The organism is Streptomyces sp. NPDC052012 (assembly GCF_040689265.1).
Classification (GTDB): Bacteria; Actinomycetota; Actinomycetes; order Streptomycetales; family Streptomycetaceae; genus Streptomyces.
The window spans coordinates 215,551-241,863 of sequence record NZ_JBFAXA010000002.1 but is presented as its reverse complement, the minus strand read 5'-3'; the positions used below and the strand labels follow the sequence as shown (position 1 = coordinate 241,863).

The following is a 26,313-nucleotide window of genomic DNA, read 5'->3' as shown; positions in this document are numbered from 1 at the left end:
CGATCGAGCGCATACCTATGCATACCGAGCTAGCGGGCCATCTCCTCCTTGAGCGCCGCCACGAACGTGTCCACGTCGTCCTCGGTCGTGTCGAAGGCGCACATCCAGCGGACGTCGCCCGCGGCCTCGTCCCAGAAGTAGAAGCGGAACTTCTTCTGCAGACGCTCGCTCACGTCGTGCGGCAGGCGCGCGAAGACGGCGTTGGCCTGGACCGGGTAGAGGATCTCCACGCCGTGCACGGCGCGGACGCCCTCGGCGAGGCGCTGGGCCATCTCGTTGGCGTGCCGGGCGTTGCGCAGCCACAGGTCCCTGGCCAGCAGGGCCTCCAACTGCACCGACACGAAGCGCATCTTGGAGGCGAGCTGCATGGACAGCTTGCGCAGGTGCTTCATGTGCCGGATGCCGTCCGGGTTCAGCACGACGACGGCCTCGCCGAACAGGGCGCCGTTCTTGGTGCCGCCCAGGGAGAGGATGTCGACGCCGGCCGCGTTGGTGAAGGTGCGCATCGGCACGTTCAGCGTGGCGGCGGCGTTGGCCAGCCGCGAGCCGTCGACGTGCACCTTCATGCCGCGGGCGTGGGCGTGCTCGCAGATGGCCCGGATCTCGTCCGGGGTGTAGACCGTGCCCAGCTCGGTGGCCTGGGCTATGGACACCACCTGAGGCATCGCCCGGTGCTCGTCCTCCCAGCCGTACGCCTGCCGGTCGATGAGCTCGGGGGTGAGCTTGCCGTCCGGGGTGGGCACGGTGAGGAGCTTGATCCCGGCGACCCGCTCGGGCGCCCCGCCCTCGTCGACGTTGATGTGGGCGCTCTCCGCGCAGATCACCGCACCCCAGCGGTCGGTGACCGCCTGGAGCGCGACGACGTTGGCGCCCGTGCCGTTGAAGACGGGGAAGGCCTCGGCCGTCGGGCCGAAGTGGCTGCGGATCACCTGCTGGAGGTTCTCGGTGTACGCGTCCTCGCCGTACGCCACCTGGTGCCCGCCGTTGGCCAGGGCCAGCGCGGCGAGCACCTCCGGGTGGGCCCCGGCGTAGTTGTCACTGGCGAAACCGCGGACGTCCGGGTCGTGATGACGACGCGCGTCGGTCCTCGGCGGGTTCACGGCTTCTCGGTCAGCCACAGACGGTTTCCGTTCACTTCCGCGGCGGGCTTGTCCCAGACTTCGGCGATGGCCTCGGCCAGGTCCTTGACGTCCGTGAAGCCCGCGAACTTCGCGTTGGGGCGGTCGGCGCGCATCGCGTCGTGCACCAGCGCCTTCACCACCAGGATGACAGCCGCGGACGTGGGCCCCTGCTCACCCCCTGCCTTGCGGAAGTAGTCGGCGAGGGCCAGCGTCCAGGCCTCGGCGGCGGCCTTGGCGGCGGCGTAGGAGGCGTTGCCCGCGGTGGGCCTGGTCGCACCCGAGGCACTGATCAGGACGTACCGTCCGCGCTCGCTGCGCTGCAGCGCCTCGTGGAACGCCAAGGAGGTGTGCTGCACGGTCTTCACCAGCAGCAGCTCCAGCAGGTCCCAGTCGTCCAGGTTGGTCTTGGTGAAGGTCTCGCTGCCGCGCCAGCCGCCGACGAGATGGACCAGGCCGTCGACCCGGCCGAACTCCTTCTCGGTACGGGCGGCCCACTCGCGGGTGGAGTCCAGGTCCAGCAGATCGACCGTGTCCCCGGTGACGGTGGCGCCGCCGTGCGCGTAGCGCGCCGCGTCGACGGCTTCCGCCAGCCGCTCCGGGTCGTTGTCGGAGCCGACGACGGTCGCCCCCGCCTCGGCCAGCCTCAGCAGCGCCGCGCGCCCCGCGGGTCCCCCCGCGCCGGCCACCGCGATCACCGCACCGTCGAGCGCCCCGTTCCCCATGTGTCTCGCCTCCTGAGCAGTTGTGTGAACGCGATCGCTCACGCGGCGACCCGCTCGGCGCTGTCCGCCGTGATGCCCTTGGTGGAGGCGATCACGTTCTTCAGCTTCTTGGACAGTGCCTCATAGAACATGCTCAGCGGAAACTCGTCCGGAAGCACGTCATCGACGAGTTTCCGCGGCGGCTGCGTCAGGTCCAGGGCGTCGGGACCCTTGGACCACTTGGAACCGGGGTGCGGGGAGAGGTACGTGGAGACCAGCTCGTAGCCGGCGAACCAGTGGACCAGCTTGGGGCGGTCGATGCCGTCGCGGTACAGCTTCTCGATCTCGGCGCACAGCTGGTTGGTGATCTGCGGCGCGCGCTCCCAGTCGATGGACAGCTTGTTGTCGGTCCAGCGCACCACGTCGTGCTTGTGCAGGTAGGCGAAGAGCAACTGGCCGCCGAGACCGTCGTAGTTGCGGACCCGCTCGCCGGTGACCGGGAAGCGGAACATGCGGTCGAACAGCACCGCGACCTGCACGTCACGGGCCTGCGGGACGCCCTCGCCGGCCAGCTTCACGGCCTCCTTGAAGGCGGTGAGGTCGCAGCGCAGCTCCTCCAGGCCGTACATCCAGAACGGCTGGCGCTGCTTGATCATGAACGGGTCGAAGGGCAGGTCGCCGTGGCTGTGGGTGCGGTCGTGGATCATGTCCCACAGCACGAACGCCTCTTCGCAGCGCTTCTGGTCGTGGACCATCACGGCGACGTCCTCGGGCAGTTCCAGGCCCAGGATGTCGACGGCCGCCGAGGTCACCCGGCGGAAGCGGGCCGCCTCGCGGTCGCAGAAGATGCCGCCCCAGGTGAACCGCTCGGGGGCCTCGCGCACGGCGATGGTCTCCGGGAAGAGGACCGCGGAGTTGGTGTCGTAACCGGAGGTGAAGTCCTCGAACTTGATGCCGCAGAACAGCGGGTTGTCGTAGCGGGTGCGCTCCAGTTCGGCCAGCCAGTCCGGCCAGACCATGCGCAGCACGACCGCCTCGAGGTTGCGGTCCGGGTTGCCGTTCTGCGTGTACATCGGGAAGACGACCAGGTGCTGCAGGCCGTCCTCGCGGCCCTGGGCCGGCTGGAAGGCGAGCAGCGAGTCCAGGAAGTCGGGCACCTCGAAGCCGCCCTCGGCCCAGCGGCGCAGGTCCTTGACCAGGGCCTCGTGGTAGGCGTGGTCGTGCGGGACCAGCGGGGAGAGCTGGTCGACGGCGTCCACGATCTCAGCCACGGCACGCTCGGCCTCGGCCCGGCCGGGGGCGCCCTCGGCGTCGAAGTCGATCGACCCGTCCTTGGCCTGCCAGGGGCGGATCCGCTCCACGGCATCCTTGAGCACGGGCCATGCCGGGTGCTCGATCACCCTGCCCACCGAAGGAACCTTTCCCTCCGAACCCGACTGCACAAGAATTTCCGTCATGTCCCATCCTCCACGGGAGAACCTCGCGTAAGGAGACCGTATACATACGAGGTTTCTCCCAGCAAGGGGGACCTCGGGAAATTATCCTGCCCCACCCCCGCGCCCACCGCATTTTTTCCTGTGGCTCACGCGTGCGGGCGATGCTGCACGCGAACAGGGTTCAGGCTCTGGACGGGGCGGGCACAGGCGATACGGTCCAGGAGGGCCGTAGGGACGCGGCCCCCCGCCGCCGTCGACGGAAGCGAGTCGAATCTTGAACTTCCTCACCATCGGTCACCGCGGAGTGATGGGTGTCGAACCAGAGAACACCCTCCGGTCCTTCGTCGCCGCCCAGGAGGCCGGTCTCGACGTCATCGAACTCGATCTGCATCTGAGCAAGGACGGCGCCCTCGTCGTCATGCACGACACGGACGTGGACCGCACGACGGACGGCGCGGGCCCGATCGCCGACAAGACCCTCGCCGAGCTGCGCGCCCTGGACGCCGGGCGCGGCGAACGGATCCCCCTGTTCGAGGAGGTGCTCGACGCCGTCCGGGCACCCCTGCAGGCCGAGATCAAGGATGTGCAGGCGGCCAGGGCGCTGGCCGACGTGATGAACGCACGCGGCCTCGCCGACCGGGTCGAGGTGTCCTCGTTCCACGACGAGGCGATCGCCGAGATCGCCCGGCTGGTACCGGGGGTGCGCACCGCACTGGTCGCCAGCCGCTACGGCACCGACGTGGTGGACCGGGCGGTGGAGGCGGGCGCCTCGACGGTGTGCCTGAACATCCGCCGGCTCACCCTGGAGATCGTGGAGCACGCGCGCAAGTCGGAGCTGCGGATCATCGGCTGGGTGGTGAACACCCAGGACCACCTCAGACTGGTCCGGGCCCTGGGTCTGGACGGCGCCACCACCGACTACCCGGAGATCAAACGCACCGGCCGCTTCACCGCGTGAGGGACGACGGCGCGAGGCCCGGCGGGCTGCTGGTCAGGGGAGTTCCTTGACCAGCAGCTCGAACTCCAGGTCGTCGCGCTGCGGTATGCCGAAGCGCTCGTCGCCGTACGGGAAGGGGGTCGTCTTGCCCGTACGGCGGTAGCCGCGCCGCTCGTACCAGGCGATGAGGTCCTCGCGCACCGAGATCACCGTCATGTGCATCTCGCGCACGCCCCACATCTCGCGGGCCTGCCGTTCGGCCTCCGCGATGATCTTCTTGCCGAGCCCGGCGCCCTGGAGGGCGGGGCTGACCGCGAACATGCCGAAGTAGGCGTACGCACCGCGGTGTTCGAGCTGGCAGCAGGCGACGATCCGGCCCCCGCGCTCCACCGTCAGCAGTCGGCTGTCCGGCGACTTGACGACCTCCCGCACGCCCTGAGGGTCGGTGCGCTGTCCCTCGAGGATGTCCGCCTCGGTGGTCCACCCGGCCCGGCTGGCATCGCCCCGATAGGCCGACTCGATGAGCGCCACCAGCTCGTCCACATCGGCGTCGGTGGCGTCGCGGAAGGTCAGGGCGGCGTCGGGGGTCGGTGCGGTGTCGGTGACGGAATCCATGGGTCGCCTTCTCCGGTTCCTGTGCTGCGTCGGCCAGGACGAGACTAACCCGGCAACTAGGCTCGGCCGCATGGTGCACGTACTCGGCAGCCGCGTCCTGATCCGGCCCACCGATCCGGAGCGTTCGCGGACCTTCTACGGCGGACAGCTGGGGCTCGCCGTCTACCGCGAGTTCGGGACGGGGCCGGAGCGCGGCACCGTGTACTTCCTCGGTGGCGGTTTCCTGGAGCTCTCGGGCCGCTCGGACACCGCTCCGGAGCCGGGACTGCGCCTGTGGCTCCAGGTCGAGGACGTCGCGGCGGCCCACGAGGAGCTGCTGGCCAAGGGCGTCGAGATCAGCCGGCCGCCGGTGCGGGAGCCGTGGGGCCTGATCGAGATGTGGATCGCGGACCCGGACGGCACTCCGATCGTCCTGGTGGAGACCCCGGCCGACCATCCGCTGCGGTACCGGCCGGGGATCTGAGCCGGTCCGGTCAGCTCGGGCGGAGTTCCCAGCGGCGGTCGGTGCGAGTCAGCTCGTGGAAGCCGGCCGCCGTCAGGTGGTCGAGCATCGCGGTCTCGCTCTCCCACAGGTACGCGGCGAGGCGGTCGACGCCGCACAGGCGCAGCCACCGCGCCGCGTGGGCCAGCAGTAGGTGCTCCAGGCCGGTGTCGTGGGCGGCGGGGTCGATGTGCAGGTTGCCGATGTCCGCGAGACCCTCGGCGCGTGTGTGGCGTTCCGGGCGGGCCAGGGTCGTGTCGACCTCGAGGAAACCGAGGGCACGCCCTTCGGCGTACGCCGTGAAACGGGTGCCGCACTCCCCCACCGTGCGCTCGAAGGTCACGCCCGGCGCCGGCTCGGTGCGCGGCAGGTCCGCCACGCGCGCGAGCAGGATCACCTCCGTGTCGCCGACGTGCCGGAAACCCGCGGCCTCGTACACGGCGCGGACGTGCGGCCAGTTGCGGGGCAGGCCGTAGACGACGGGGGCGGGCAGGGCGCCGTCGGCGTAGGCGACGCGGACGTCCCAGCGGGCGAGCACGGCCAGGCAGGCCCGCATCAGCAGATCGGCGGCCTCCCGCGCGTCCGGCCGGAAGGAGGCGGGCGGGTGACAGACGAACCAGTCGACCTCACCGGCGTTCCGGTAGTGGGCGCCGACCTCGGCGTCGGACCGGTAGCGCAGCAGATGCGCGCCGGCCACGACGCTCCCGCGCTGTTCGGCGACGAGCGTGGCCCGCTCGGCGACCCAGGGGTCGGTGATGGACTCCCCGGGCTGCCGCTCCAGGTCGCTGAGGACGGTGTTGACGGAGACGGACACGCCGGGGACGACGGCCGCCACATGGGCGTTGACCAGGTCGGTGAGCTGGTCGCGATCGGCGCGGCGGAAGGGACGCACTTGCAGGGCGGGCACGGGTTGCCTCCGGGCAGGGTGCGGGAACCGGTGGCCGCCACGCGATGCGGTACGGCAGGAGGGTACGGACCGGGCGGGCCCGCGCACCAGTGGTTTTCTGCCCGGATGGCCGTGCGGGGAGGGCGGGCTTAGCGTGCTCGAGGGGGTCGCACCGGGAGGGGTTCCGCGGAAGGAGCGCCATGAAGCTGACCGAGCCGGTGACCGGCGGGCCCTGCTGGGCCGAGCTGGGGACCAGCGATCTGGACGGGGCCAAGCGGTTCTACACCCGCCTGTTCGGCTGGATCCCCGAGACCGACATGCGTGAGCAGGCGGGCGGCTACACGGTCGCGCGGCTCGGGGACGCGCCGGTCGCCGCGCTGACCCCGCTGTTCCAGCCCTCGCAGCCGGTCGCCTGGAACGTGTCGTTCGCGGTGACCGACGCCGACGCCTCCGTGCGGGCGGTGCGGCATGCGGGCGGGACGGTGCTCCTCGGTCCGATGGAGGTCTTCGACCTGGGCCGTTTCGCCGTGGCGGCCGACCCGGGCGGCGCGGTCTTCCAGATGTGGGAGCCGGGGACGTTCCCGGGCGCCGGGGTGTTCAACGCGCCCGGGTCGCTGGGCTGGGTGGAGCTGCTCACCCGCGCGCCGGAGCAGGCGGTGGCCTTCTACACCACCGTGTTCGGCTGGAGCGTCGATCCCGCGCAGCGCTATCCGCAGTGGGGCATCGAGGGAGCGGACTTCGGCGGGATGACGACCATGGACGAGAAGTTCCCGCACGAGGTGCCGTCGCACTGGCTGCCCTACTTCGCCGCCGAGGACGTGGACGCCACCGCGGCGACGGCCACGCAGGCACGGGGCACGGTGCTGATGGAGCCCACGTCGATCCCCGACGGCCCGCGCATCGCGGTGCTGCGGGATCCGCAGGGGGCGATGTTCGGGGTGTACGCGGCGGCTTACGAACGCTGAGGACGCGGGCGGAGCGGGAGGCGAGGGAGCTGGGGCGGGGGCGGCGGGGGCGGAACGGGACGCGAGGGCGCCGGGGCGGTGCGGCGCGGCGCGGACGCCCGGTCAGGCCCGAAGGGCGCCGAGGCGTCCCTCCAGCTGGCCGAGGAGCGCGCCGAGCAGCGCGGCGAGCTCGCCCAGCTCCGGGCCGTCCAGGCCGGACAGGACGGCGTTCTCGTAGGCGAGCTGCGCGGGCAGGATGCCGTCGACGAGCTCGCGTCCGGCGTCGGTGAGTCGGACGTGGGCGACGCGGCGGTCCCGGGAGTCGCCGCGCCGCTCCACCAGGCCGCGTTCCGTGAGCTGCTTGAGGCGCTTGGTCACGGCGGCGCCCGAGGAGAAGGTCTCCCGTGCGAGTTCGCTCGGGGTGAGCTCGTGCCCGGTGCGCCGCAGCGCGCCGAGCAGGTCGAACTCGGGGCGGGTCAGTCCGGCCCGGCGCAGCGGGGCGTCCTCGGCCTGCTGGAGCAGGGCGGCGCAGCGGTTGATGCGGCCGATGACCTCCATGGGCCCGGTGTCGAGGTCGGGATGGACGGCCCGCCACTGCCGCACGACCGCGGCGACGGTGTCACCGCGGCCGGCACCGGGCGGGGCGCCGGCCGTCGAGGGGTCGGACGGGGTGGCCGACCGTCCCCCGGCCGCCGAGGGGTCGCCGGTGGCCGAGGGTCCTTCGGTCGCCGTCATGGCCGTACGTCCTCCGTGTGCGTGTCCGTGCCGGGGTCCGGGAGCAGTCCCTGGCGTCGTACCGTCGCCGCGAGCGTACGGTGTCCGGACTGCTCGGCCCGCACGACCCGCTCCTGGGGCAGCGCACGCTGCCACCATTCGCCCGCGGCGGCGTCGGCGGTGGCCCGCAGCTCCACCAGGGCCGCGGCGAGCTCCCGGCGGGCGGTCTCCAGCGCGGCGGGGGCGGCGTGCGGCTCTGCCAGGAGGCGCGCGGCGCGTTCGCGTGCGCGCTCGGCTGCGGCGAGCGCCCGCTCGACGCGGCGGCCCGCGCGCCGGTTGGTGACGGCCACCGCGGCGGCGAAGCCGACCAGGGCGCCGACGAGGGTGTCCACCACGCGCTCGGTGATCAGCTCGGCGGGCCGTTGGTACCCGGCGAACTCGGTGACGAGGAGCGCCATCGGGGTGACGCAGACGCTCCCGAGCCAGTAGTTGCGGCCGATGAGCGCCTCGGCGCCGAAGTTGAGGACGAGGCAGCACAGCACGAGGGCGAGCGGACCGAGGTGGGCGACCGGGGCCACGGCGGCGAACAGCAGCACACCGGCGAGGTTGCCGACGACGCGCTGCACGGCCCGGCTCCCGGTGAGGGTGACGTTGGCCTGGTAGAGCGAGGCCGCGGTGACCAGCGCCCAGTAGGGGCGGCCGATGCCGAGGGCGAGGGAGGCGTACCCGGCGAGCGCGCAGCCGAGGGCGGTGCGCAGCGCGATCGGGGTGAGCGGCCCGAGCCTGGTCCGCAGCGGGCTCGGCGGGGTGGCCCGCTCGACGGCGACGCCGAGCAGCTCGTCGGCGTCGGCGAGCGCGTCGGCGCCGCCCGGCACCGGACCCGTGCCGCGCAGGGCGCGGGACCAGGTGCGCAGCCGTTCGGGATCGGCGTCGGCGGGCGCGGCGAGGGCTACCTCGGCACGGACGACGAGCCGCTCCAGGGCCCGGCGGGTGGCGGGGGCGCGGCGGCCGGTGGCGAGCAGGGTCTGCCAGGCGGCCTGCACGGCCGCGTAGGCGGCGGCACGGGCGGCGCTGCGTCGGCGCGCGCCGCTGCTGTGATGGCCGGCTTCGGTGCTGTGACAGCCCGCGTCGGTGGTGCGACAGCCCGCGTCGGTGCTGTGACAGCCCGCGTCGGTGGTGCGACAGGCCGCTTCGGTGGCCCCACGGCCCACTTCGGTGCTGTGACAGCCCGCGTCGGCGTCGTGACCAGCCGCGGCGGCGAGCGCGACGTAGGCGGCGGTGGCGTCTAGGGCCTGGGCGGTCGCGCGGCGTTCCGGTCCGTGTGGCCGGACGAGCGCCGGGGCCATGCCGATCAGCCAGGCCCAGGCACCGGCCGCGGCGGCGAGCGCGAGGTGGCCGGGGACCTGGCCGAGGGTCTGGGGCACGAACAGCGAGGCGGAGCTGACGAAGGTGAGGACCACGTTGCCGGGCGGGCCGAGGCGGGTGGCGTCGCACAGCACCTTCTGCACGGCGGCCAGCGCGGCGCCGACGGCGACCAGGACGACCGCGTTCGCGGTGAGCGAGGCGGCGACCAGGGCCGCGGCGAGACCGCCGAGCATGCCGAGCACCACCCCCGCCAGGACCTTCGCGCGGGCGGCGTAGGGGCGGTGGTGGGCGTAGAGCGCGCACAGGGATCCGGCCATGGTGTACATCGCCAGGTCGAGCCGGTCGAGCGCCACCAGCAGCAGGCTGGGCGGGGCGACGGCCGCGACCACGCTGAGCGCGGGCTTGAACCAGATGTCGGAGGGCCGCCCGAGTCGCAGCGCGGCCGCGACGGGGATGCGCCGGGCGAGGGTGGTCGTGGGGGTCGCACTGCTCATGGAGAGCAATGTTAGCAAGTGTTTTACATGTAAATTACCGCGCTGATCTGCTGCGCTCCCCTGAACGCTCCCCTCGTACACCCTTGCGCTCGCGTGCACACCGCCCGATGGGGGCATTCCTTGACCGACCGTCGAGGGTCCACGGGGCGGCAGGGGGAGGTTCGGGTGCACGGACCGGCGTCGTCCGGCTGGCTGCTGGTCGCGCTCTGCGCGGCCACCGGCGCCTACTGTCTGCTGCGGATGCGCAGCGGCGTCGAGGAACAGCGCCGCGCGGCGGGCGGTGAGGCGCTCATGGGGTTCGGGATGGCCGCGATGGCCGTTCCGGCGGCGGTGTTCACCCCGCCGTCCTGGGCGTGGTCCGCCTGTGCGGCGGTGTTCGGCGCGGCGGGACTGCACGCGCTGTGGGCGGCCCGGGCGGGCGCGCACCATCTGCATCATCTGGTGGGAGCCGGGGCCATGGTCCACATGGCGCTGACCATGGCCGCCTCACCGGGACACGGGCACGGGCACGGCGGCTCGGGCACACCGCTGCTGACCGGGATCCTGCTGCTGTACTTCGCGGGCTACGTGCTGGTGGCGGGCGCCCGGCTGGTGCCGGTGGCCACGGTGGCGGGAGGCGCGGGCGCTGCGGCCGTGGGCTGGGGAGACCGGCCGGAGCTGGCACGGGCGTGCCGGCTGTCGATGGGGATCGCGATGGTGGCCATGCTGCTGTCGATGTGAGCCGGGCGCAGCCGGGCGGGCGCCCGAACGCGGCCGTTGACTGCGTCACTTTGCCCCCGTGGGCCGTACCCGTGAAGGGTGCCGCGCTCATAGGCTGCACACATGATCCTCCCCGCGGTCCTGTTGCTGCTCGGTGTCCTGACCGCCGTCGCCGGTCCCCGGCTGCTCGCCCGGGCCGACTGGCCGGACCGGGAACCGGTGGTGGCGCTGTGGGTGTGGCAGTGCGTCATCGCGGCGGTGCTGCTGTGCTGTGCGCTGTCGATGACGTTCAGCGCGGCGGCGGCCTGGCATGCGGTCGGCGGGCACGTGTTCGCGACGGCGCCGCGGGCGGTCGTGGAGGCGTACGCCCTCGGAACGGCCGGGCCCTGGGCGGCGACCACCGCCGTCGCGCTCGCCTGCGGGGCCCTGTGGACCGCGGCGATGCTGGTCAGGGAGGTCGGACGGGCCCGTGCCAGGAGGCGGGCGCGCCGCGCCGAACTGCGGTTGCGGGTACCGCTGCTGCCGGGCGAGGAACCCGGGCCGGACCGTCTGGTGGTGCTGGAGGGTGAGCGGCCCGAGGCGTGGTGGCTGCCCGGCACTCCGCCCCGACTGGTCGTCACCACGGCCGCGTTGCGCCGCCTCAAGGGGCGGCAGCTGGACGCGGTCCTCGCGCACGAGCGCGGGCATGCGCAGGCCCGCCACGACTGGCTGCTGCACTGCTCCTCCGCGCTGGCCGACGGGTTCCCGCAGGTGCGGGTGTTCGCCGCGTTCCGCGACGAGATGCACCGGCTGGTCGAACTCGCCGCCGACGACGTGGCCTCCCGCCGCTTCGGCCGGCTGACCACCGCGCTGGCCCTGGTCGAACTCAACGAGCACCGGGGCGTGTTCGGACCCTGCCCGACCACGCACGCCCAGGTCCCGGCCCGCGTGCACCGTCTGCTGACCCCGCCGGACCGGCTCACGACGGCCCGCCGCCTGCGCCTGACGGCGGCGGCGTCCCTGGTCCCGGTGGTCCCGGTCCTGGTGGCGTTCGCACCGGGATTGCGGGCACTGGGGTAGACGAGGGGCCGGAGGCTCGCGGAGCGATTGGCCCCGGCCCGGCCCGTTCGGCAAGGATCTCTGCATGCACACCCCCCACGTCGAGTCCCCGCCCCGCCCGTCCGCTCGCCACCGTCCCGCCGCCGTGTCGGCCGGTGTGCTGGGCATGTGTTCCGCGCTGCTGCTGGTGCTGGTCGCCGTCGAGTGGCGGCCGTTGACCGGGCTGGACGGCGACATCTCCCGTACCACTCACCGGTGGGCGGTCGAGGAGCCCGGGCTGACGCAGACGTCCCGGATCCTGACGGACTGGGTCTGGGACCCGTGGACGATGCGCCTGCTGTGCGCGGTGACGGCTGCCCTGCTGGCGTGGCGGTTCGCGGCCCGCTGGACGGCGCTGTGGCTCGTCGTGACCGTCGCCGCCGGAACGGCGCTGCAACAGGGCCTGAAGGCCGCGGTGGACCGCGCCCGCCCGGTCTGGCCCGACCCGGTCGACTCCGCCCACTACGCGGCGTTCCCTTCGGGCCACGCCATGACCGCCACGGTCGTCTGCGGCCTCCTCCTCTGGCTCGTCCACCACTACGGCGCGAGTCGGGCCCTGTGGCGTACGGCGCTGGTGCTCGCGGTCGTCTCGGTGACCGGCGTGGGCCTGACCCGCGTCTGGCTCGGCGTGCACTGGCCCACCGACGTCCTGGGCGGCTGGCTCATCGGCGCCCTGGTGGTGACAGTGTCGATCTGGCTCCACCGCCGGCACCATCCGTGACCCCGTCGGATCCGCCCATGATGGCGGCGGTTCTCTTCGACTTCTCCGGAACCCCGTTCCGCATCGAGTCCACCGAGTGCTGGCTGGGGGCGGTGCTCGCATCGGCCGGCCTGCGACTCGACGAGGCCGAGCTGCTCGCGACGGCGGGGGCGCGGCAGCCCTCGGGTGTGCGGTGCACCTCGTCGACCATCTGCCGGCTGCCGAGCGGCCGGACGGGCTGCGTGGGGTACCCGACCTAGTCGGCTGAACCGCTGCGCTCCCCTGTCCACCGCAGCGGAGCCCTGGGAAGTAGCCCGAGGCTACTGAATGGGCCCGCCGCCGTCTCGGACGATCCCCCGCGTCGCCCGAGACGGACGGCAGCCCGGGACAGGCCCATGAGGGGCCTGGCCGGACGCGTTGAGTATAGTTGGCTGGCAGCCAGTCAACGCAGGAGTCCAGCATGTCCCCGCGCAGCGCCTCGGTCAATGAAGAGTTGCGGAGGCGTTCGAAGGAGCGGCTCCTGCAGGCCGCCGTGGAGCTGGTGAGCGAGCGCGGGTACGAGGCGACGACCCTCGGCGACATCGCCGACCGTGCGGGGTCCGCGCGGGGCCTGGTGTCGTACTACTTCCCCGGCAAGCGCCAGCTCGTGCAGTCGGCCGTGCACCGGCTGATGCACCGCACGCTCGAGGAGGCGCTGGAGCGCGAGCCGCGCACCGAGGACGGCCGGGAGCGGATGGCGCGGGCCATCGACGCGATCCTGGGCCTCGCCCGGGACCGGCCCGTGCTGATGCGCCAGCACATGGCCGGGCTGCTGCAGGCCGAGGGCTTCGTACCGTGCCCGGAGCAGCGGCGGCTGGCCGAGCTGCTGAGCGACACCGTCGCCCGGCACGGCTCCGCGGACGTCGACAGCGACTACCCCATGCTGCGTGCCCTGCTGATGGGCGCGGTGTTCGCGGCGCTGGTGCCCGGAGTGCCGATGCCGGTCCCGGTGCTGCGCGCCGAGCTGTTCAAGCGCTACCGGCTGGACTGGGAGATGGGTGTCCCGCCGGACACCGAGGTGCCCGGCGGGACGAGTGGCACGGATCTTCCGTGCCGCACGGATCTGTCACGCTTCTTCGCGACCGGACCGGAACCCTGCCCGCAGGCCGAGCCGGACCGGAAGCCCGAGCCGGACGCTCAGTCGAAGTAGTCCGGCTGCGTCTGCACGTTGAGCTCGTGCAGGTGGACCCATCGCGCGGGGTCGGTGCGCCGGTCGTCGATCTTCAGGACGTCCAGGCCCTTGGCGATGTCGTTCGAGTAGATGTAGCCGTTGTAGTAGTACGCCGACCAGGAGCCGCCGGTGACGATCCGGTCGGTGGTCAGCGGCCCGCGCTCGAAGTAGGCGATCTCCTTGGGCTTCGAGGAGTCGGTGAAGTCCCACACGGACACGCCGCCCTGGTACCAGGCCTGGACCATCAGGTCCTTGCCGCGCACCGGGATGAGCGAGCCGTTGTGGGCGACGCAGTTCTCGGTGTCGGCCTGATGACGGGGGATCTTGAAGTAGCTGCGGAAGACCAGCTTGCGCTTGTCGCCCTTGCCGACGAGGTCGTAGATGCCGTCGGCGCCGCGGTTCGGGCCGATCGCCGCGTTGCAGGTGGCGCCGGAGCCGCCGCCCAGCTCGTCGGTGAACACGACCTTGTTCGCCCGCTGGTTGAAGGTCGCCGAGTGCCAGAACGCGAAGTTGACGTTGTCCTGAACCCGGTCGATCACCTTCGGGCGCTCGGGGTCCTTGATGGAGAACAGGATGCCGTCGCCCATGCAGGCACCGGCGGCCAGGTCCTCGGACGGCAGCACGGTGATGTCGTGGCAGCCGGTGGTCTTGGAGACACCCGGGTTGGTGGGCGCACCCGGGTTGCCGCCGCCGTCCGGGCCCTCACCGGGGAACAGCACCGGGAACCCGACGACCGCCGCCTTGTGCGGGTCATGCCGCGGCACCTTGATCACCGAGATGCCGTCGTGCGGCGGCTGGCAGTCCGGGTAGGCGGCGTTCGGGGAGTACGAGGAGACGTAGATGTAGACGTTCCTGCGCTCGGGCACCAGCGTGTGGGTGTGCGAGCCGCAGGCGGTCTCGACGGCGGCCACATAGCGCGGGTTGCGCTTGTCGCTGATGTCGAAGACCTTCATGCCCTCCCACGAGGACTTCTCGGTCGCCGGCTGGGTGGTGCTGTTGCAACTGCTGTCGCTGCGCGAGGAGTCGGTGGACAGGAACAGCAGGTTCCCGGAGACGGAGATGTCGTTCTGCGAGCCGGGGCACAGCACCTGGGCCACAGTCTTCGGCGACTTCGGGTTGCTGATGTCGAAGATGCGGAAGCCGTCGTAGTTGCCCGCGTAGGCGTAGCGGCCCTGGAACGCCAGGTCCGAATTGGTGCCCGGCAGCGCGTCCTTGGGGATGTTCGCCACGTGCCGGATGTTGTCGGAGTGGACGATCTCGTCCTGGCCGGGAATGTCGCCGTTCTCGATGGCCTCACGGGCCTCGGCCTGGTCGCTGCGCGAGACCTCCTTCGAGGGGGCCGGTGAGTCCCCGGGGTCGGGGATCGCAGCGGCCGGGCCGGCTGCCAGGAGCGCGGCCAGCATGCCTCCGGCCGCCGCGGCAACTCCCAGGCGTCTGCGCCGGGTTCGGGAAAATCTCAACAGGATCACTGTTTTCCTCCCTGGTTCCGTTCAACTCGGAACGGGTTTCGCACCGGCAGTATCGTCTGAGCATGCACATACCAACAGAGGGGCAACGAGCCTGCAATGAAGTTTTCTGATCAGTGACACGCGTCATCGTGCTAGGACGGTCGTCAGCACTCACGAGGTGTCCCAGCCACAGGAGGTCCTTGTGCTCTATCGCCGTGTGCCACGCGCGTCCGTCGTAGCGGCCGGGCTGACCGCCCTCGCCGTACTCGGGCTCGCCGCCTGCGAGTCGGATCCCGACGACACCAAGTCGGGTGCGGCGAGCGGCCCTTCGGTCATCGCGCCCGGCGAGCCCGGGGAGGCGAACCGCACCCTGTCCGCCGAGGAGGCCGCCGAGCAGCGCGCGGAGGACGACTCCCCCAACTCCGCGGACGTGTCGTACGCGCGCATGATGATCGAGCACCACGCCCAGGCCCTGGAGATGACCGAACTCGTCCCGGACCGCGCCGAGTCGTCGAAGATCGTGAAGCTGGCCGAGCGCATCGCCGCGGCGCAGCAGCCGGAGATCAAGGCGATGAAGGGCTGGTTGAAGAAGCACGGCAAGCCGGAGAAGGACGAGGGTCACGGTCACGGGCACGACCACGCGACCATGCCCGGGATGGCGACCGAGGCGCAGTTGAGGAATCTGCGCGCGGCCGACGGCAAGGCCTTCGACCAGTTGTTCCTCACCCTGATGATCACCCATCACGAGGGCGCGATCACCATGGCCACGGACGTGAAGGGACAGGGCAACAACATCCAGATCGAGGAGATGGCCGACGACGTGATCGCCCAGCAGACGAGCGAGATCAACCGCATGCGCGATCTGGCCTGACGCGCGGGGCGGGGGTCGCGCGAGCCGCCGTGGCGCGCGTGAAGCGGGTCCTCGTCACGCGCGTGTGCGGGGGCGCCGCGACTCGCGCGAGGGGAGCCGTCGTCACGCGCGTGCGAGGGGGACCGCCGCGACACGCACAGGCGAAGCCGTCACCACGCGCGCGCGAGGGGAGCCGCCGCGACACGCACAGGCGGGGGCGTCGTCACGCGCGCGAGGGGCGTCGCCGTCACGCGCGTGACGGGGATCATCGCGCGGTTCCGGCCGCTCGGCGCCGGGCGTGGCGCGGAGTCAGCAGGCCCGCGTCGCGTGCGCGGCCGATGAGCCGGAGAGCTCCGCGCCGGCTGCACCCGGTGGCGCCCATCACGGCGAGGACCGGATCGGCCCCCTCGGCCTGGGCGGCGCGGTACTCCCGCGCCACCAGCCGCCCGCCCTCCGGTCCCGCCGGCCCGTCGGCGCGTGCACGGTGCGCCCCGGAGCCGGCCGCGTCGCCGCCGCCCGGCCCGACGCCGCACGCCCGCGCCAGCGGCTCCTCGATCCAGTCGGCGAAGACCGCCAGGTCCTCCAGCGAGAGACCGGGCCGGGCCCGTGCCTCCTCGACCCGGACGCCGTCCTCGGTCACCACCGCCAGGGCCTCCACACGGGCCCCGTCGGCGAAGGCGAGCCGCACATGGAGCCACCGTGTAGCACGGTCCCCCTCCCGCACCTCCCACGCGGGCCACACGGACACCGCGCCCTCCCCCGGAGAGCGATCGGAAAGTCGAAGAAAGGACGACTCGAGCACGCACGCAACGTAACCGCATGATCACTTTCCATACGAACGAACACGCTCCCCGAGCGGCCCACGGCACCCTGTCAGCGGAGCCCGGTCGGTGCGATGCTGGAGACGTCAGCGCTGGAGGCATCAGCGATCTCCTGAAGATCCCCCGGGGTGAGGAGTTCGGCCGTGCTGCGTGTCGCCGTCGTAGGTTCCGGCCCGAGCGGGTGTTACACCGCCCAGAGCCTCGTCCAGCAGGACCCCCAGGTGCGCGTCGACGTCCTGGACCGGCTGCCGTGCCCGTACGGCCTGGTCCGCTACGGCGTGGCACCGGACCACGAGAAGATCAAGTCCCTGCAGAACAACCTGCGCACCGTCCTGGAGCACGAGCGGGTGCGCTTCCTCGGCGGGGTGCCGGTGGGGCCCGGCGGGGTGCCGGCCGCCCGGCTGGAGGAGCTGTACCACGCGGTGGTGTACTGCGTGGGCGCCGCCACCGACCGGCACCTCGGCATCCCCGGTGAGGAGTTGCCGGGCAGCTGGTCGGCGACCGAGTTCGTGTCCTGGTACAGCGCGCACCCGGACGCCGTCGACGACGGTTTCCTGCGCGAGGCACGCTCCGCCGTGGTGATCGGCGTGGGCAATGTCGCCGTCGACGTGACCCGGATGCTGGCCCGGGGCGTGGCGGAGCTGAGCCCCACCGACATGCCGCACGCCGCCCTGACCGCGCTCGCGGCGAGCCGCGTGACCGACATCCACATGGTGGGCCGGCGCGGCCCGTCCCAGGCCCGGTTCACGACCAAGGAACTGCGCGAGCTGGGCACGCTGCCCGGCACCGGAATCGTCGTGGACCCGGAGGAGTTGGCGCTGGACCCCGCGTTCCCGGACCCCTCCGCGCTGCCCGCCGCCCAGCGCCGCAACGTGGAGGTGCTGCGCGGCTGGGCCGGGACGCCCCCCGCGCCGGAGGTGCACCGGCGGATCCGGCTGCGCTTCTTCCTCCGCCCCGTCGAACTGCTGGAGCAGGGCGGCCGGGTGGGCGCGGTGCGCTTCGAGCGGACGGTCCCTGACGGCAGCGGGGGTGTGAGGGGGACGGGGCGATTCGAGGACGTCGAGGCGCAGTTGGTGCTGCGGTCCGTGGGGTATCGCGGGGTGCCGCTGGAGGGCCTGCCGTTCGACGCCGCGACCGGCACGGTGCCGCACAGCGCCGGGCGGGTGCTGCGCGAGGGCGCCGTCGCGCCCGGTGCGTACGTGGCGGGCTGGATCAAGCGGGGCCCGACGGGCGTGATCGGCACGAACCGACCGTGCGCGAAGGAGACGGTGACGTCGCTGCTCGAGGACGCCGGCGAACTGCTGCGCCGGGACGTGCCCGACGACCCGCTGCCGGCACTGCGCGCCGCGGGGATCGAGCCGGTCGAGTGGACGGGCTGGCGAGCGATCGAACGCGCCGAGGCGGACCTGGGCGCGTCCCTGGGCCGGACCGTGGTCAAGCTCCCCGACTGGGATTCGCTCCTGGCGGCGGCACGGAGGGCGGAGGCTTAAGGGGCCGCTCAGCCCTCGTCCACGCGGGCCGTCTGGCGGGCCGCGGCCGCGAGCAGGCAGTCGAGCAGGCCCGGGAAGCGCTCGTCCAGGTCCTCACGGCGCAGGCCGTTCATCTTGGCGGTGCCCCGGTAGACCTGCCGGATCACGCCGGCCTCGCGCAGCACGCGGAAGTGGTGCGTGGTGGTCGACTTGGTGACCGGCACGTCGAAGGCGGAGCAGGCCAGTTCCGTGTCCTTGGTGGCGAGTTCACGGACAATCTGCAGCCGCATGGGATCGGAGAGCGCGTGCAGCACGCCCTCCAGTCGGATCTCCTCCCGCGCGGGGTGCGGCAGATCACGGCTGCTGGGGGCGGGTGCGGCGGTCGTCACGGCGGCTCCACATCGGTCCGGGGCCTTCATCGTACGACGACCCTCGTAGTTCGACAGGACTCGTAGTTCGACGACCCTCGCGATTCGGCGCCTCTCTTAGTTCGACGCCTCTCGTAGTTTGACATTCCTCGTACTACGAAGGCTATCGTACGAGCAGACCCCGGTCCCGTGACGATTGGAGCCCGCCGTGAGCGCGCTGTTCGAGCCCTTCACCCTGCGCGATGTGACGATCCCCAACCGCGTGTGGATGGCGCCGATGTGCCAGTACTCGGCCGCACCCGAGGGCCCCGAGGCCGGCGCTCCCACCGACTGGCACTTCGCGCACTACGCAGCTCGGGCCGCCGGCGGCACCGGCCTGATCGTGGTCGAGGCCACCGCAGTGTCCCCGGAGGGCCGGATCTCGCCCTACGACCTCGGCCTGTGGAACGACACCCAGACCGAGGCGCTGCGCCGGATCACCCGCTTCCTCACCGCGCAGGGCACGGTGCCCGCCATCCAGCTCGCGCACGCCGGCCGCAAGGCGTCGACCGAGCGCCCCTGGAAGGGTGGCGCGCCGGTCGGGCCCGAGGGCCACGGCTGGCAGCCGGTCGCCCCGAGCCCGCTCCCCTTCGACGAACGGCACGCCGTGCCGGACGAACTGACCGTGGACCAGATCAAGGAGGTCGTGGGGGAGTTCGCGGCCGCCGCCCGCCGCGCGCTCGCCGCCGGTTTCGAGATCGTGGAGATCCACGGCGCCCATGGCTATCTGATCAACGAGTTCCTCTCCCCGCACTCCAACCGGCGCACCGACGCCTACGGCGGCTCGCACGAGAACCGGACGCGTTTCGCCCTCGAGGTCGTCGACGCCGTGCGGGAGGTGTGGCCGGACGACAAGCCGCTGTTCTTCCGCATCTCGGCCACCGAGTGGCTCGAGAACGCCGGCTGGACCCCGGACGACACGGTCCGCTTCGCGGGCGAGCTGCACGCCCACGGCGTCGATCTGCTCGACGTCTCCACCGGCGGCAACGCCCCCGGCGTCCGCATCCCTACGGAACCCGGCTACCAGGTCCCCTTCGCCGCCCGGGTGCGCAAGGAGACGCCCATGCCGGTCGCGGCCGTGGGTCTGATCACCGAGGCCGAGCACGCCGAGAAGATCCTGGCCAACGGCGAGGCGGACGCGGTCCTGCTGGGCCGCGAACTGCTGCGCAACCCCTCGTGGGCCCGCCACGCGGCCCGCGAGCTGGGTGGCGAGGTGCACGTGCCGGACCAGTACCACCGCTCCGTCTAGCCACCCACCGGGCACCCCCTGCCCCTGACCCGCACCGCCCCGCAGGCCCCCACGGCCCGGCGGGGCGGTCCTGTTTTCCGCGCGACCCGTTGACCAGAAAGCGCTTACCCCCTACGTTCCGTTCAACAGCATGACCCGCCACCGTCGAATGACGGCAGGATGGACAACATGCTGAACGAGGTTCAAGTAGACGACTCAGCTCCGAAACTCCCCACACAGAAGGGTTCGGAACATGGTTTCTGCGACACGACCACGCACGAGGGCACTCGCCGGCGCACTCACCACCCTCGGCGTCTCGGTTGGCATGATCATGACTATGACCGCCACCCCGGCCGGCGCCGCCACGTGGCCGACCCCCAACGGCAGTCAGGGAGTCTCCTCCACCATCTCGGTCTCCGGCACCAAGGACTACGGGATGAAGCGCCTGTACGGCACGGGCGACCTGGGCTCGGGCGGCCAGGACGAGGATCAGGGGCCGATCCTGGAACTGGCCGACGGCGCGGTCCTGAAGAACGTCATCCTCGGCGCCCCCGCGGCCGACGGCATCCACTGCAAGGGCTCATGCACCCTGCAGAACGTGTGGTGGGAGGACGTCGGCGAGGACGCCGCCACCTTCAAGGGCAAGTCGTCGTCGGCCGTCTACACCGTCACCGGCGGCGGCGCCAAGGAAGCCAGCGACAAGGTGTTCCAGTTCAACGGCGCCGGGACGCTGAACGTGTCGAACTTCGCGGTGAAGAACTTCGGCACCTTCGTGCGCTCCTGCGGCAACTGCTCCACGCAGTACAAGCGGACGATCAACCTCAACACCATCGAGGTGACCTGGAAGGGCAGCCGGATCGCCGGCATCAACACCAACTACGGCGACAGCGCCACCCTGCGGAACATCACGATCATCGGCGACACCAGCAAGAAGATCGTCCCGTGCCAGAAGTACATCGGCAACGACGACGGTGACGAGCCCGACAGCAACGGCTCGGGCCCCGACGGCACGTACTGCAAGTACACGTCGTCCGACATCACCTACCGCTAGTCCCCCACGGACCGGCCCACTGACACAGGCGGCCGTACGAGGCTCCCGCGCGGGGCCCCGTACGGCCGCCCGCGCGTCCGGCCCGGTCACGCGGTGCCGTCCGTGCAGTCCGTGCAGTCCGTGTAGTCGGTGTCGCCTGCGTCGCCTGCTACGCGCGCGTGCACCTCGCCCGCCAGCTCCTGCTGGTAGTCGGTGTACGCGGCCCGCAGGGCCTCGCCCGGCCAGCCGGCGGGAAGCAGGGCGGGTGGCAGCACGGGGTCGGCGAGGAGGTGGCGGACGACGGCCGCGAATGCGGGGAGGCGGTCGGCGGGTCGGTCCAGGCGCTCGATGTGCGCGAGCAGGGCACGGGCCGTGGCGGACCAGGCGTCCAGTGGCCACAGACGCGCGGCGAGGTCGCGGGCGGGCAGGTCGGGGCGGGCCGTGTAGTGCTGGGCCACGGTGTCGAGTCCGGCGGGCGGGGGGCGGTCCAGATTGGCCGGGCGCAGCCAGACGCCCTCGCGCAGTTCGGCGAGGCGCAGGGCCGCGAGCCGCGTGCGCAGCTCGGCGCGTTCGGCGGCACCACGGCCCGTGGCGGTGACGACGACCATCTCCCAGTCGCCGTTCCATGCGCGCGTGCGGGGCCGCACGGCCTCGTCCTGACGGCGCTGACGTCGCAGCAACCGGTCACTGAGACGGTAGCCGGTGTCCGTGCGCCGCAGATCTCCGGCGGCCACCATGCGGCTGAGCGCCGCCCGCAGGGTGGAGCCGCCGACGCCGAATCCCTCCATGAGCCGCACCAGGTCCCGCGCGGGCAGCTCCGGCGGATGCGCGCCGAGCAGCAGGCTCAGCACGACCGACCGCGCGGACAGCGAGCGCAGGCGCAGGTCGCCGGGGAGCACCGGGTCGTTGATCGGCATGGGTCCGTACTGTACGCGGGGAGCTGCTGTTGCACTATTGCTACAGCCGTAGGCATGGTGCAACACTCCGGTCATGGTCACCACTTTCACGCAGGAGCAGCGTCCGGGTCCGGGCGGACCGGGCGGCGGACTCGACGGGTACGCCACGCACGACGTCACCAACCAGGCAGGCCCCCTGGCCCCCTACGACGCCTCCGAGGACGCCGCCCTGCTCGAGGGGCTGCGGCGCGAGGGCGCAGGCTGGGCCGAGGAGGACGTGCGCCGGCTGGGCCGGGTGGCGGGCAGCGCGCAGGTGCAGGAGTGGAGCGATCAGGCCAACCGCCATGAGCCCGAACTGCGCACCCACGACCGCTTCGGGCACCGCATCGACGAGGTCGAGTTCCACCCCAGCTGGCACCATCTGATGCGCACGGCTGTGGCCGAGGGGCTGGCCGCCGCCCCCTGGGCGGACGACCGGCCCGGCGCGCATGTCGCGCGCAGTGCGGGCGGGCTCGTGTGGGGGCACACCGACGCGGGTCACGGCTGCCCGACCTCCATGACGTACGCGGCGGTGCCCGCCCTGCGCCGTCAGCCGGAGCTGGCGAAGGTCTACGAGCCGCTGTTGACCAGCCGGGAGTACGAGCCGGGCCTGCGGGTGCCGGCCGAGAAGCGTGGCCTGCTGGCCGGCATGGGGATGACCGAGAAGCAGGGCGGCTCGGACGTCCGCACCAACACCACCGTGGCGACGCCGACCGCGGAGGCGGGGGTGTTCACGCTGCGCGGGCACAAGTGGTTCACGTCGGCGCCGATGTGCGACGTGTTCCTGGTGCTGGCGCAGGCCCCGGGCGGGCTGTCCTGCTTCCTCGTCCCGCGCGTGCTGCCGGACGGCACCCGCAACACCTTCCGCATCCAGCGGCTGAAGGACAAGCTCGGCAACCGGTCCAACGCCTCCTCCGAGCCCGAGTTCGACGGGACCGTCGCCTGGCTGGTCGGCCCCGAGGGGCAGGGAGTGAAGACCATCATCGAGATGGTCAACTGCACCCGTCTGGACTGCGTGATGATGTCGGCGGCGCTGATGCGCAAGACGCTCGTCGAGGCGGGGCACCATGTGCGGCACCGCAGCGCCTTCGGGGCGCGGCTGGTGGACCAGCCGTTGATGCGCAACGTTCTGGCCGATCTCGCGCTGGAGTCGGAGGCCGCCACGACGCTGACGCTGCGGCTGGCGGGTGCGGCCGACCGGGCGGTGCGCGGGGACGCGCGGGAGCAGGCGTTCCGCCGGATCGCGACCGCCGTCGGAAAGTACTGGGTCACCAAGCGGGGTCCGGCGTTCACCGCCGAGGCCCTGGAGTGCCTGGGCGGCAACGGCTACGTCGAGGAGTCGGGGATGCCCCGGCACTACCGTGAGGCGCCGCTGCTGTCGATCTGGGAGGGCTCGGGGAACGTCAACGCGCTGGATGTGCTGCGGGCGCTGAGCAGGGACCGCGCCACCACTCGGGCCTTGTTCGACGAACTCGCGCCGGCCAAGGGTGCGGACGCCCGGCTGGACGCTGCCGTGGCCCGGCTCGAGAAGCAACTCGCGGACGGATCGCAGGCGTCGGCCCGCCGGCTGGTGGAGCAGATGGCCCTGGTCCTGCAGGGCTCCCTCCTCGTCCGGCACGCTCCGGCCGCCGTCGCCGACGCCTTCTGTGCGACACGGCTCGGCGGCGACTGGGGCCACGCCTTTGGCACGCTCCCCGCGGCGGCCGACCTCGACGCGATCCTGGAACGGGCGCTTCCGGACGGCGGCTGACCCCGCATCAAGCCACCGGGGCGCATGATTTGCGCACAGTCACCCCAAGTCACCCCTCGGCTGCGCTTCGTTGTCAGTGCAGTGGTGCAGACTCGCGGACAGTTGGCACTTCGCCCGGGGAGGACAACGTGTTCACGGGGATCGACGAGGTCGACTGGGCCTCGATGCGGCATGCGTACGGCAGCGCGGAGGACGTGCCCGCGTTGCTGGAGGGGCTGGCCTCCGCGGACGCCGCCGAGCGGGAGACCGCGCTCGACGGCATGTACGGCGCCGTGCACCACCAGGGAGACGTGTACGACTCGACGCTCGCCTGCGTCCCGTTCCTCTTCGCGCTCGCCGTCCGCGAAGAGGTCCGGGACCGGGCGGGCATCGTGGAACTGCTCGCGAGCATCGGTGGTGTCGCCAGTGACGAGCCGGGCGGGGACGGGACTGCCGCCCGGGCGCGGGCAGCCGTCCGCGCGGGCGCCGAGGTGTTCGTCCGGCTCATGACGGACCCGGACGCCGCGGTGCGCCGGGCGGCGGCCGGCGCGGTCGTCCGGTTCCTGGACGAACCGGAGCGGGCCCTCTGCCTGTTGCGGGAGCGGATCAGGGCCGAGCGGGACGACCGGGTGCTGCTCGCGCTGATCGAGGGCCTGGGCCGGTTCGCCCGGCGGCACCCCGCCCGCGCCGGCGAGGCGGTGGATCTGCTGGAGGCGCAGAGCGCGCCTCCCCACGGCCCGGGGCTGCGGCTCGCGGCACTCGGCCAGCTCGCGGGGTGCGCGCCCGAACGGCTTCCCGCGGATCTGGTCCCGCACGTCCTGCGGCTGCTGAGGGAGCGAGCCCGGCAACGGCCCGCCCTCCCCGACGAGCCGGACCGTCCCGGCACCGACACGCTCATCGGCCGGCTGCGGCTCCTGCGCCCCTCGGACGAGGAGGGCTCCCAGCTGCTGCGCACCCTGCACACCGCCCTCGACGACCGGGTCACCGAACGGATCGCGCTGTTGTCGGGACAACTGGCCTGCCCCGATCCGGTCGACCGGTGCAACGCGGTGTGGATGTCGACGGGCCTGTTCCGCACCTGGCGCGCCGACTACTCGGAGCCCGTCGCCCTGATCGGCGCCCAGCTGCCCGGCGAGGACGTCCGGCTGCGCGATGCCGCGGTGTCCGTACTCGCCGAGCTCCACGAGCTGGCGGCGCCCGCGGCCGACGCGCTGCACACCCTGGTCACCGAACGTCCCGAGACACGCGTCCGCACCTGGGAGCGGGGGACGCCGGCCCTCGGCGACGCGCTCAAGGCGCTGGCACGCACCGGTGATCCACGGGCGGTGCCGGTGCTGGCCGAGGTGCTGGCGGGCCCGATCGTTCCTGCGGAACTCGGTCATGTGATCCCCCACCTGGGACGGACCGCAGCCCCGCTCGCCCCGGCGCTGCGCGGGCGTCTCGCGGGACTGGCCCTCGACGCGCCCGACCTGCACGACCGCGCCGTCCCCCTGTTGTGCGCGGTGGCGGCCCTCGGCGACACCGAGGCACTGCCGGCGGTGCTGCGGCTCATGACCGGCCTGCCCGCGGAAGTGCGCCTGCGGGAGACGGTGGTGGCCTCGGCGGCCCGCACACTAGGGACGCTCGGTGCCGCCGCCCGGGAGGCGGTACCGGTGCTGCGCGGGCTGCTGGACGGCCCGTGCGGGATCGCGGCGGCCGAAGCACTGTGGGTGCTGGAGGGGGATGCGGAGGCGGTACTGCCGCTGCTGCTCGGCGAGTTGACCGGCGAGGCGGGCGGCAGCGCCCGGGTGGCGGCCGAGGCCCTGGGCCGGATGGGCCCGGCGGCCCGTCCCGCCGCGCCGGGCCTGTACCGGCTGATCCGGTCCGGCGATCTGTGGGAACGGACCGCTGCCGCATGCGCCCTGTGGCGCGTCACGGGCGAACCGGACCCGGCGTCGGACACTCTGCGGGCAGCTTGGCGGGAGAGCCCCTACACCCGCGTTCCGATCGCCACCCTCGCGGTCCGTCTGGGCCCGGAGGCTGAGCCCTTGTGCGACCTGCTCCGCACGGAGCTGGCCGCCCGGCGCCGCCATCGAGCGACCCCCGGCGGCTACGCCGGCACCGACCTCCACGAGGACGAGATTCTGCTGCGCAGATGCCGGGAGGCATGCTTGAGTTCGACATAGTTCGACATCGTTCGACGTGGTTTGCGGGCAGTATAAGTTCCGGCGCGGGCGAGCGACCCCCACCTCCGGCACGGTGCAAAGCCGAACCCGCCCAGACTCAGCTCGCGCTGCGACCCCACTGCGGACCCAGCCGGGCCCACTCCGCGTCCCACTCCTCCAGGCGGCGGTCTTCCAGCCGCGTGCGCAGGGCGCGTGCTGCCGCGAAGGGCACCACGGACGCCCCGAGCGCCGCCACCGCACCGACCAGGACCGCTCGGAACCTCGCCTCGGACACGGTGGCGGGCCGCGTCACCTGGCGGCCCCGGCGATCCGTCCACACGGTGACGGGGGTGCCGGCCACGCTGCCGGCCTGGACCCTGATCTGGCCGGTGTGCACGGAGCCGTCGGCGGCCGTCCACCGCGCCGTCGCCCAGACGTGGTCGGCGCGGCTGTCCCGCCCGTCACCTCGCGCGGTTCCCGGTGCCCGCTCGGTCAGGTGTGCCTCGACCCGGCGCCACTCGGCACGTTCCCTGGCCAGCTCGCGCTCGACGGAGTGGCTCACCGCCGCACCGGCGGACGCGGCGATCAGCAGGACGAGGGTCCAGGACGCGAGCAGGAACCAGGACTCGATCCTGTCCGCCCGCCGTTTCAGCGGGTTGCGCCGCCAGCGCCACAGCCAACGCCCCGGTCCACGCACCGCCATCGACGGCACCCTCCTCACACCCCGCAGGGCCTTCCCGCGCCGCCCTCCCATACGTCGGGCCGTCGCCGGATGCTCACCGCCCCGTGGGCCCGGTCCGGTGCCGTGCTCGCCCCGCACGGTCGCAACACCGGTCTGACCTGCGGCGCCGTCTGATCCAGAGGTGACTGTC

General features: G+C 72.6%; 25 protein-coding genes and 2 pseudogenes. 15 read left to right on the top strand and 12 right to left on the bottom strand.

Translation table 11 applies throughout. From position 1 onward, the window contains the following. Positions 1 to 29 precede the first annotated feature (29 nt). Genes AB0412_RS04815 through AB0412_RS04805 form a run of 3 tightly spaced genes read right to left on the bottom strand, consistent with a single transcriptional unit; the run spans position 30 to position 3,279 of the window. Positions 30 to 1,100 (bottom strand): low specificity L-threonine aldolase, encoded by a 1,071-nt coding sequence (locus tag AB0412_RS04815; RefSeq protein WP_366401488.1) that lies wholly within the window; start codon positions 1,098 to 1,100, stop codon positions 30 to 32. Beyond that, positions 1,097 to 1,843: an SDR family oxidoreductase gene (locus AB0412_RS04810; protein ID WP_366401036.1), complete on the bottom strand. Its 747-nt coding sequence runs from the start codon at positions 1,841 to 1,843 to the stop codon at positions 1,097 to 1,099. Before AB0412_RS04810 ends, AB0412_RS04815 begins: the two co-directional genes overlap by 4 nt. Positions 1,844 to 1,881: 38 nt before the next feature. After that, positions 1,882 to 3,279, bottom strand: coding sequence for a DUF6421 family protein (locus AB0412_RS04805; RefSeq protein ID WP_366401035.1), 1,398 nt, complete (start codon positions 3,277 to 3,279; stop codon positions 1,882 to 1,884). 253 nt (positions 3,280 to 3,532) lie between these two features. Between AB0412_RS04805 and AB0412_RS04800 the strand changes: the two genes are divergently transcribed. Continuing rightward, on the top strand, positions 3,533 to 4,216 hold the full coding sequence (locus tag AB0412_RS04800; RefSeq protein WP_366401034.1) for a glycerophosphodiester phosphodiesterase family protein: 684 nt from the start codon (positions 3,533 to 3,535) through the stop codon (positions 4,214 to 4,216). A gap of 33 nt (positions 4,217 to 4,249) precedes the next feature. Here the strand turns inward: AB0412_RS04800 and AB0412_RS04795 are convergent, their stop codons facing one another. Beyond that, positions 4,250 to 4,810, bottom strand: coding sequence for a GNAT family N-acetyltransferase (locus AB0412_RS04795; RefSeq protein ID WP_366401033.1), 561 nt, complete (start codon positions 4,808 to 4,810; stop codon positions 4,250 to 4,252). Between the two features lie 70 nt (positions 4,811 to 4,880). Here AB0412_RS04795 and AB0412_RS04790 point away from each other — a divergent pair, with 70 nt between their 5' ends. Continuing rightward, on the top strand, positions 4,881 to 5,273 hold the full coding sequence (locus AB0412_RS04790) for a VOC family protein (protein ID WP_366401032.1): 393 nt from the start codon (positions 4,881 to 4,883) through the stop codon (positions 5,271 to 5,273). Positions 5,274 to 5,283: 10 nt separating this feature from the next. On the opposite strand, the gene AB0412_RS04785 is transcribed toward AB0412_RS04790, so the two are convergent. Further along, positions 5,284 to 6,198, bottom strand: a complete 915-nt coding sequence (locus AB0412_RS04785; protein WP_366401031.1) for an N-acetyltransferase — start codon at positions 6,196 to 6,198, stop codon at positions 5,284 to 5,286. A 179-nt stretch (positions 6,199 to 6,377) separates the two neighbouring features. Here AB0412_RS04785 and AB0412_RS04780 point away from each other — a divergent pair, with 179 nt between their 5' ends. Beyond that, complete coding sequence (locus AB0412_RS04780; protein ID WP_366401030.1) at positions 6,378 to 7,142, top strand: VOC family protein; 765 nt, start codon at positions 6,378 to 6,380, stop codon at positions 7,140 to 7,142. Between the two features lie 102 nt (positions 7,143 to 7,244). On the opposite strand, the gene AB0412_RS04775 is transcribed toward AB0412_RS04780, so the two are convergent. Both AB0412_RS04775 and AB0412_RS04770 read right to left on the bottom strand, forming a co-directional pair. Then, the gene (locus tag AB0412_RS04775) at positions 7,245 to 7,856 is read right to left on the bottom strand and encodes a MarR family transcriptional regulator (protein ID WP_366401029.1); all 612 of its coding nucleotides are present in this window, start codon (positions 7,854 to 7,856) and stop codon (positions 7,245 to 7,247) included. Beyond that, positions 7,853 to 9,694 carry an FUSC family protein gene (locus tag AB0412_RS04770; RefSeq protein ID WP_366401028.1) on the bottom strand — a complete coding sequence of 614 codons (1,842 nt, stop codon included), beginning with the start codon at positions 9,692 to 9,694 and terminating at the stop codon, positions 7,853 to 7,855. The genes AB0412_RS04775 and AB0412_RS04770 overlap by 4 nt, the downstream gene beginning before the upstream one ends. Before the next feature lie 165 nt (positions 9,695 to 9,859). Between AB0412_RS04770 and AB0412_RS04765 the strand changes: the two genes are divergently transcribed. The 6 genes and pseudogenes from AB0412_RS04765 to AB0412_RS04740 all read left to right on the top strand — a co-directional run bounded on the left by AB0412_RS04765 (position 9,860) and on the right by AB0412_RS04740 (position 13,359). Continuing rightward, positions 9,860 to 10,414, top strand: coding sequence for a DUF5134 domain-containing protein (locus AB0412_RS04765; protein WP_366401027.1), 555 nt, complete (start codon positions 9,860 to 9,862; stop codon positions 10,412 to 10,414). Between the two features lie 102 nt (positions 10,415 to 10,516). Beyond that, positions 10,517 to 11,452: a M56 family metallopeptidase gene (locus AB0412_RS04760; protein ID WP_366401026.1), complete on the top strand. Its 936-nt coding sequence runs from the start codon at positions 10,517 to 10,519 to the stop codon at positions 11,450 to 11,452. A 64-nt stretch (positions 11,453 to 11,516) separates the two neighbouring features. After that, positions 11,517 to 12,191, top strand: a complete 675-nt coding sequence (locus AB0412_RS04755; protein ID WP_366401025.1) for a phosphatase PAP2 family protein — start codon at positions 11,517 to 11,519, stop codon at positions 12,189 to 12,191. A gap of 20 nt (positions 12,192 to 12,211) precedes the next feature. Next, a pseudogene (locus tag AB0412_RS04750) lies at positions 12,212 to 12,337 on the top strand (hydrolase); the annotation flags it as partial. Then, positions 12,337 to 12,438: pseudogene (locus AB0412_RS04745) on the top strand (hydrolase); the annotation flags it as partial. The pseudogenes AB0412_RS04750 and AB0412_RS04745, both read left to right, overlap by 1 nt. A 192-nt stretch (positions 12,439 to 12,630) precedes the next feature. Then, complete coding sequence (locus AB0412_RS04740) at positions 12,631 to 13,359, top strand: helix-turn-helix domain-containing protein (protein ID WP_366401024.1); 729 nt, start codon at positions 12,631 to 12,633, stop codon at positions 13,357 to 13,359. Here the strand turns inward: AB0412_RS04740 and AB0412_RS04735 are convergent. Then, positions 13,347 to 14,849, bottom strand: coding sequence for a hypothetical protein (locus tag AB0412_RS04735; protein WP_366401023.1), 1,503 nt, complete (start codon positions 14,847 to 14,849; stop codon positions 13,347 to 13,349). The two genes, AB0412_RS04740 and AB0412_RS04735, sit on opposite strands and share 13 nt — an antisense overlap. A gap of 181 nt (positions 14,850 to 15,030) precedes the next feature. On the opposite strand from AB0412_RS04735, the gene AB0412_RS04730 reads away from it, so the two are divergent. Beyond that, the gene (locus AB0412_RS04730) at positions 15,031 to 15,699 is read left to right on the top strand and encodes a DUF305 domain-containing protein (protein ID WP_366401022.1); all 669 of its coding nucleotides are present in this window, start codon (positions 15,031 to 15,033) and stop codon (positions 15,697 to 15,699) included. A gap of 244 nt (positions 15,700 to 15,943) precedes the next feature. Here AB0412_RS04730 and AB0412_RS04725 read toward each other — a convergent pair whose 3' ends face one another. After that, the gene (locus AB0412_RS04725) at positions 15,944 to 16,426 is read right to left on the bottom strand and encodes a DUF6214 family protein (RefSeq protein WP_366401021.1); all 483 of its coding nucleotides are present in this window, start codon (positions 16,424 to 16,426) and stop codon (positions 15,944 to 15,946) included. A gap of 216 nt (positions 16,427 to 16,642) precedes the next feature. Here AB0412_RS04725 and AB0412_RS04720 point away from each other — a divergent pair, with 216 nt between their 5' ends. Then, positions 16,643 to 17,989, top strand: coding sequence for an FAD-dependent oxidoreductase (locus tag AB0412_RS04720; RefSeq protein ID WP_366401020.1), 1,347 nt, complete (start codon positions 16,643 to 16,645; stop codon positions 17,987 to 17,989). 8 nt (positions 17,990 to 17,997) lie between these two features. Here AB0412_RS04720 and AB0412_RS04715 read toward each other — a convergent pair whose 3' ends face one another. Beyond that, complete coding sequence (locus tag AB0412_RS04715; protein WP_366401019.1) at positions 17,998 to 18,387, bottom strand: helix-turn-helix domain-containing protein; 390 nt, start codon at positions 18,385 to 18,387, stop codon at positions 17,998 to 18,000. A gap of 157 nt (positions 18,388 to 18,544) precedes the next feature. Here AB0412_RS04715 and AB0412_RS04710 point away from each other — a divergent pair, with 157 nt between their 5' ends. Continuing rightward, on the top strand, positions 18,545 to 19,624 hold the full coding sequence (locus tag AB0412_RS04710) for an NADH:flavin oxidoreductase/NADH oxidase (protein ID WP_366401018.1): 1,080 nt from the start codon (positions 18,545 to 18,547) through the stop codon (positions 19,622 to 19,624). A gap of 232 nt (positions 19,625 to 19,856) precedes the next feature. Further along, on the top strand, positions 19,857 to 20,654 hold the full coding sequence (locus AB0412_RS04705; protein WP_366401017.1) for a pectate lyase: 798 nt from the start codon (positions 19,857 to 19,859) through the stop codon (positions 20,652 to 20,654). A gap of 86 nt (positions 20,655 to 20,740) precedes the next feature. On the opposite strand, the gene AB0412_RS04700 is transcribed toward AB0412_RS04705, so the two are convergent. Beyond that, positions 20,741 to 21,550, bottom strand: coding sequence for a PaaX family transcriptional regulator C-terminal domain-containing protein (locus tag AB0412_RS04700; protein WP_366401016.1), 810 nt, complete (start codon positions 21,548 to 21,550; stop codon positions 20,741 to 20,743). A gap of 73 nt (positions 21,551 to 21,623) precedes the next feature. On the opposite strand from AB0412_RS04700, the gene AB0412_RS04695 reads away from it, so the two are divergent. Then, positions 21,624 to 23,318: a DNA alkylation response protein gene (locus tag AB0412_RS04695; RefSeq protein WP_366401015.1), complete on the top strand. Its 1,695-nt coding sequence runs from the start codon at positions 21,624 to 21,626 to the stop codon at positions 23,316 to 23,318. A 128-nt stretch (positions 23,319 to 23,446) separates the two neighbouring features. Then, complete coding sequence (locus AB0412_RS04690) at positions 23,447 to 25,462, top strand: HEAT repeat domain-containing protein (protein WP_366401014.1); 2,016 nt, start codon at positions 23,447 to 23,449, stop codon at positions 25,460 to 25,462. Positions 25,463 to 25,559: 97 nt separating this feature from the next. Here AB0412_RS04690 and AB0412_RS04685 read toward each other — a convergent pair whose 3' ends face one another. Further along, positions 25,560 to 26,144 carry a hypothetical protein gene (locus AB0412_RS04685; RefSeq protein WP_366401013.1) on the bottom strand — a complete coding sequence of 195 codons (585 nt, stop codon included), beginning with the start codon at positions 26,142 to 26,144 and terminating at the stop codon, positions 25,560 to 25,562. Positions 26,145 to 26,313 lie beyond the last annotated feature (169 nt).

Coding starts and splice junctions, on each gene's coding strand:
- AB0412_RS04780 (WP_366401030.1), top strand. CDS start 6,378: ATGAAGCTGACCGAGCCGGTGACCGGCGGGCCCTGCTGGGCCGAGCTG.
- AB0412_RS04810 (WP_366401036.1), bottom strand. CDS start 1,843: ATGGGGAACGGGGCGCTCGACGGTGCGGTGATCGCGGTGGCCGGCGCG.
- AB0412_RS04805 (WP_366401035.1), bottom strand. CDS start 3,279: ATGACGGAAATTCTTGTGCAGTCGGGTTCGGAGGGAAAGGTTCCTTCG.
- AB0412_RS04770 (WP_366401028.1), bottom strand. CDS start 9,694: ATGAGCAGTGCGACCCCCACGACCACCCTCGCCCGGCGCATCCCCGTC.
- AB0412_RS04775 (WP_366401029.1), bottom strand. CDS start 7,856: ATGACGGCGACCGAAGGACCCTCGGCCACCGGCGACCCCTCGGCGGCC.
- AB0412_RS04685 (WP_366401013.1), bottom strand. CDS start 26,144: ATGGCGGTGCGTGGACCGGGGCGTTGGCTGTGGCGCTGGCGGCGCAAC.
- AB0412_RS04760 (WP_366401026.1), top strand. CDS start 10,517: ATGATCCTCCCCGCGGTCCTGTTGCTGCTCGGTGTCCTGACCGCCGTC.
- AB0412_RS04715 (WP_366401019.1), bottom strand. CDS start 18,387: ATGAAGGCCCCGGACCGATGTGGAGCCGCCGTGACGACCGCCGCACCC.
- AB0412_RS04790 (WP_366401032.1), top strand. CDS start 4,881: ATGGTGCACGTACTCGGCAGCCGCGTCCTGATCCGGCCCACCGATCCG.
- AB0412_RS04795 (WP_366401033.1), bottom strand. CDS start 4,810: ATGGATTCCGTCACCGACACCGCACCGACCCCCGACGCCGCCCTGACC.
- AB0412_RS04705 (WP_366401017.1), top strand. CDS start 19,857: ATGGTTTCTGCGACACGACCACGCACGAGGGCACTCGCCGGCGCACTC.
- AB0412_RS04740 (WP_366401024.1), top strand. CDS start 12,631: ATGTCCCCGCGCAGCGCCTCGGTCAATGAAGAGTTGCGGAGGCGTTCG.
- AB0412_RS04755 (WP_366401025.1), top strand. CDS start 11,517: ATGCACACCCCCCACGTCGAGTCCCCGCCCCGCCCGTCCGCTCGCCAC.
- AB0412_RS04700 (WP_366401016.1), bottom strand. CDS start 21,550: ATGCCGATCAACGACCCGGTGCTCCCCGGCGACCTGCGCCTGCGCTCG.
- AB0412_RS04695 (WP_366401015.1), top strand. CDS start 21,624: ATGGTCACCACTTTCACGCAGGAGCAGCGTCCGGGTCCGGGCGGACCG.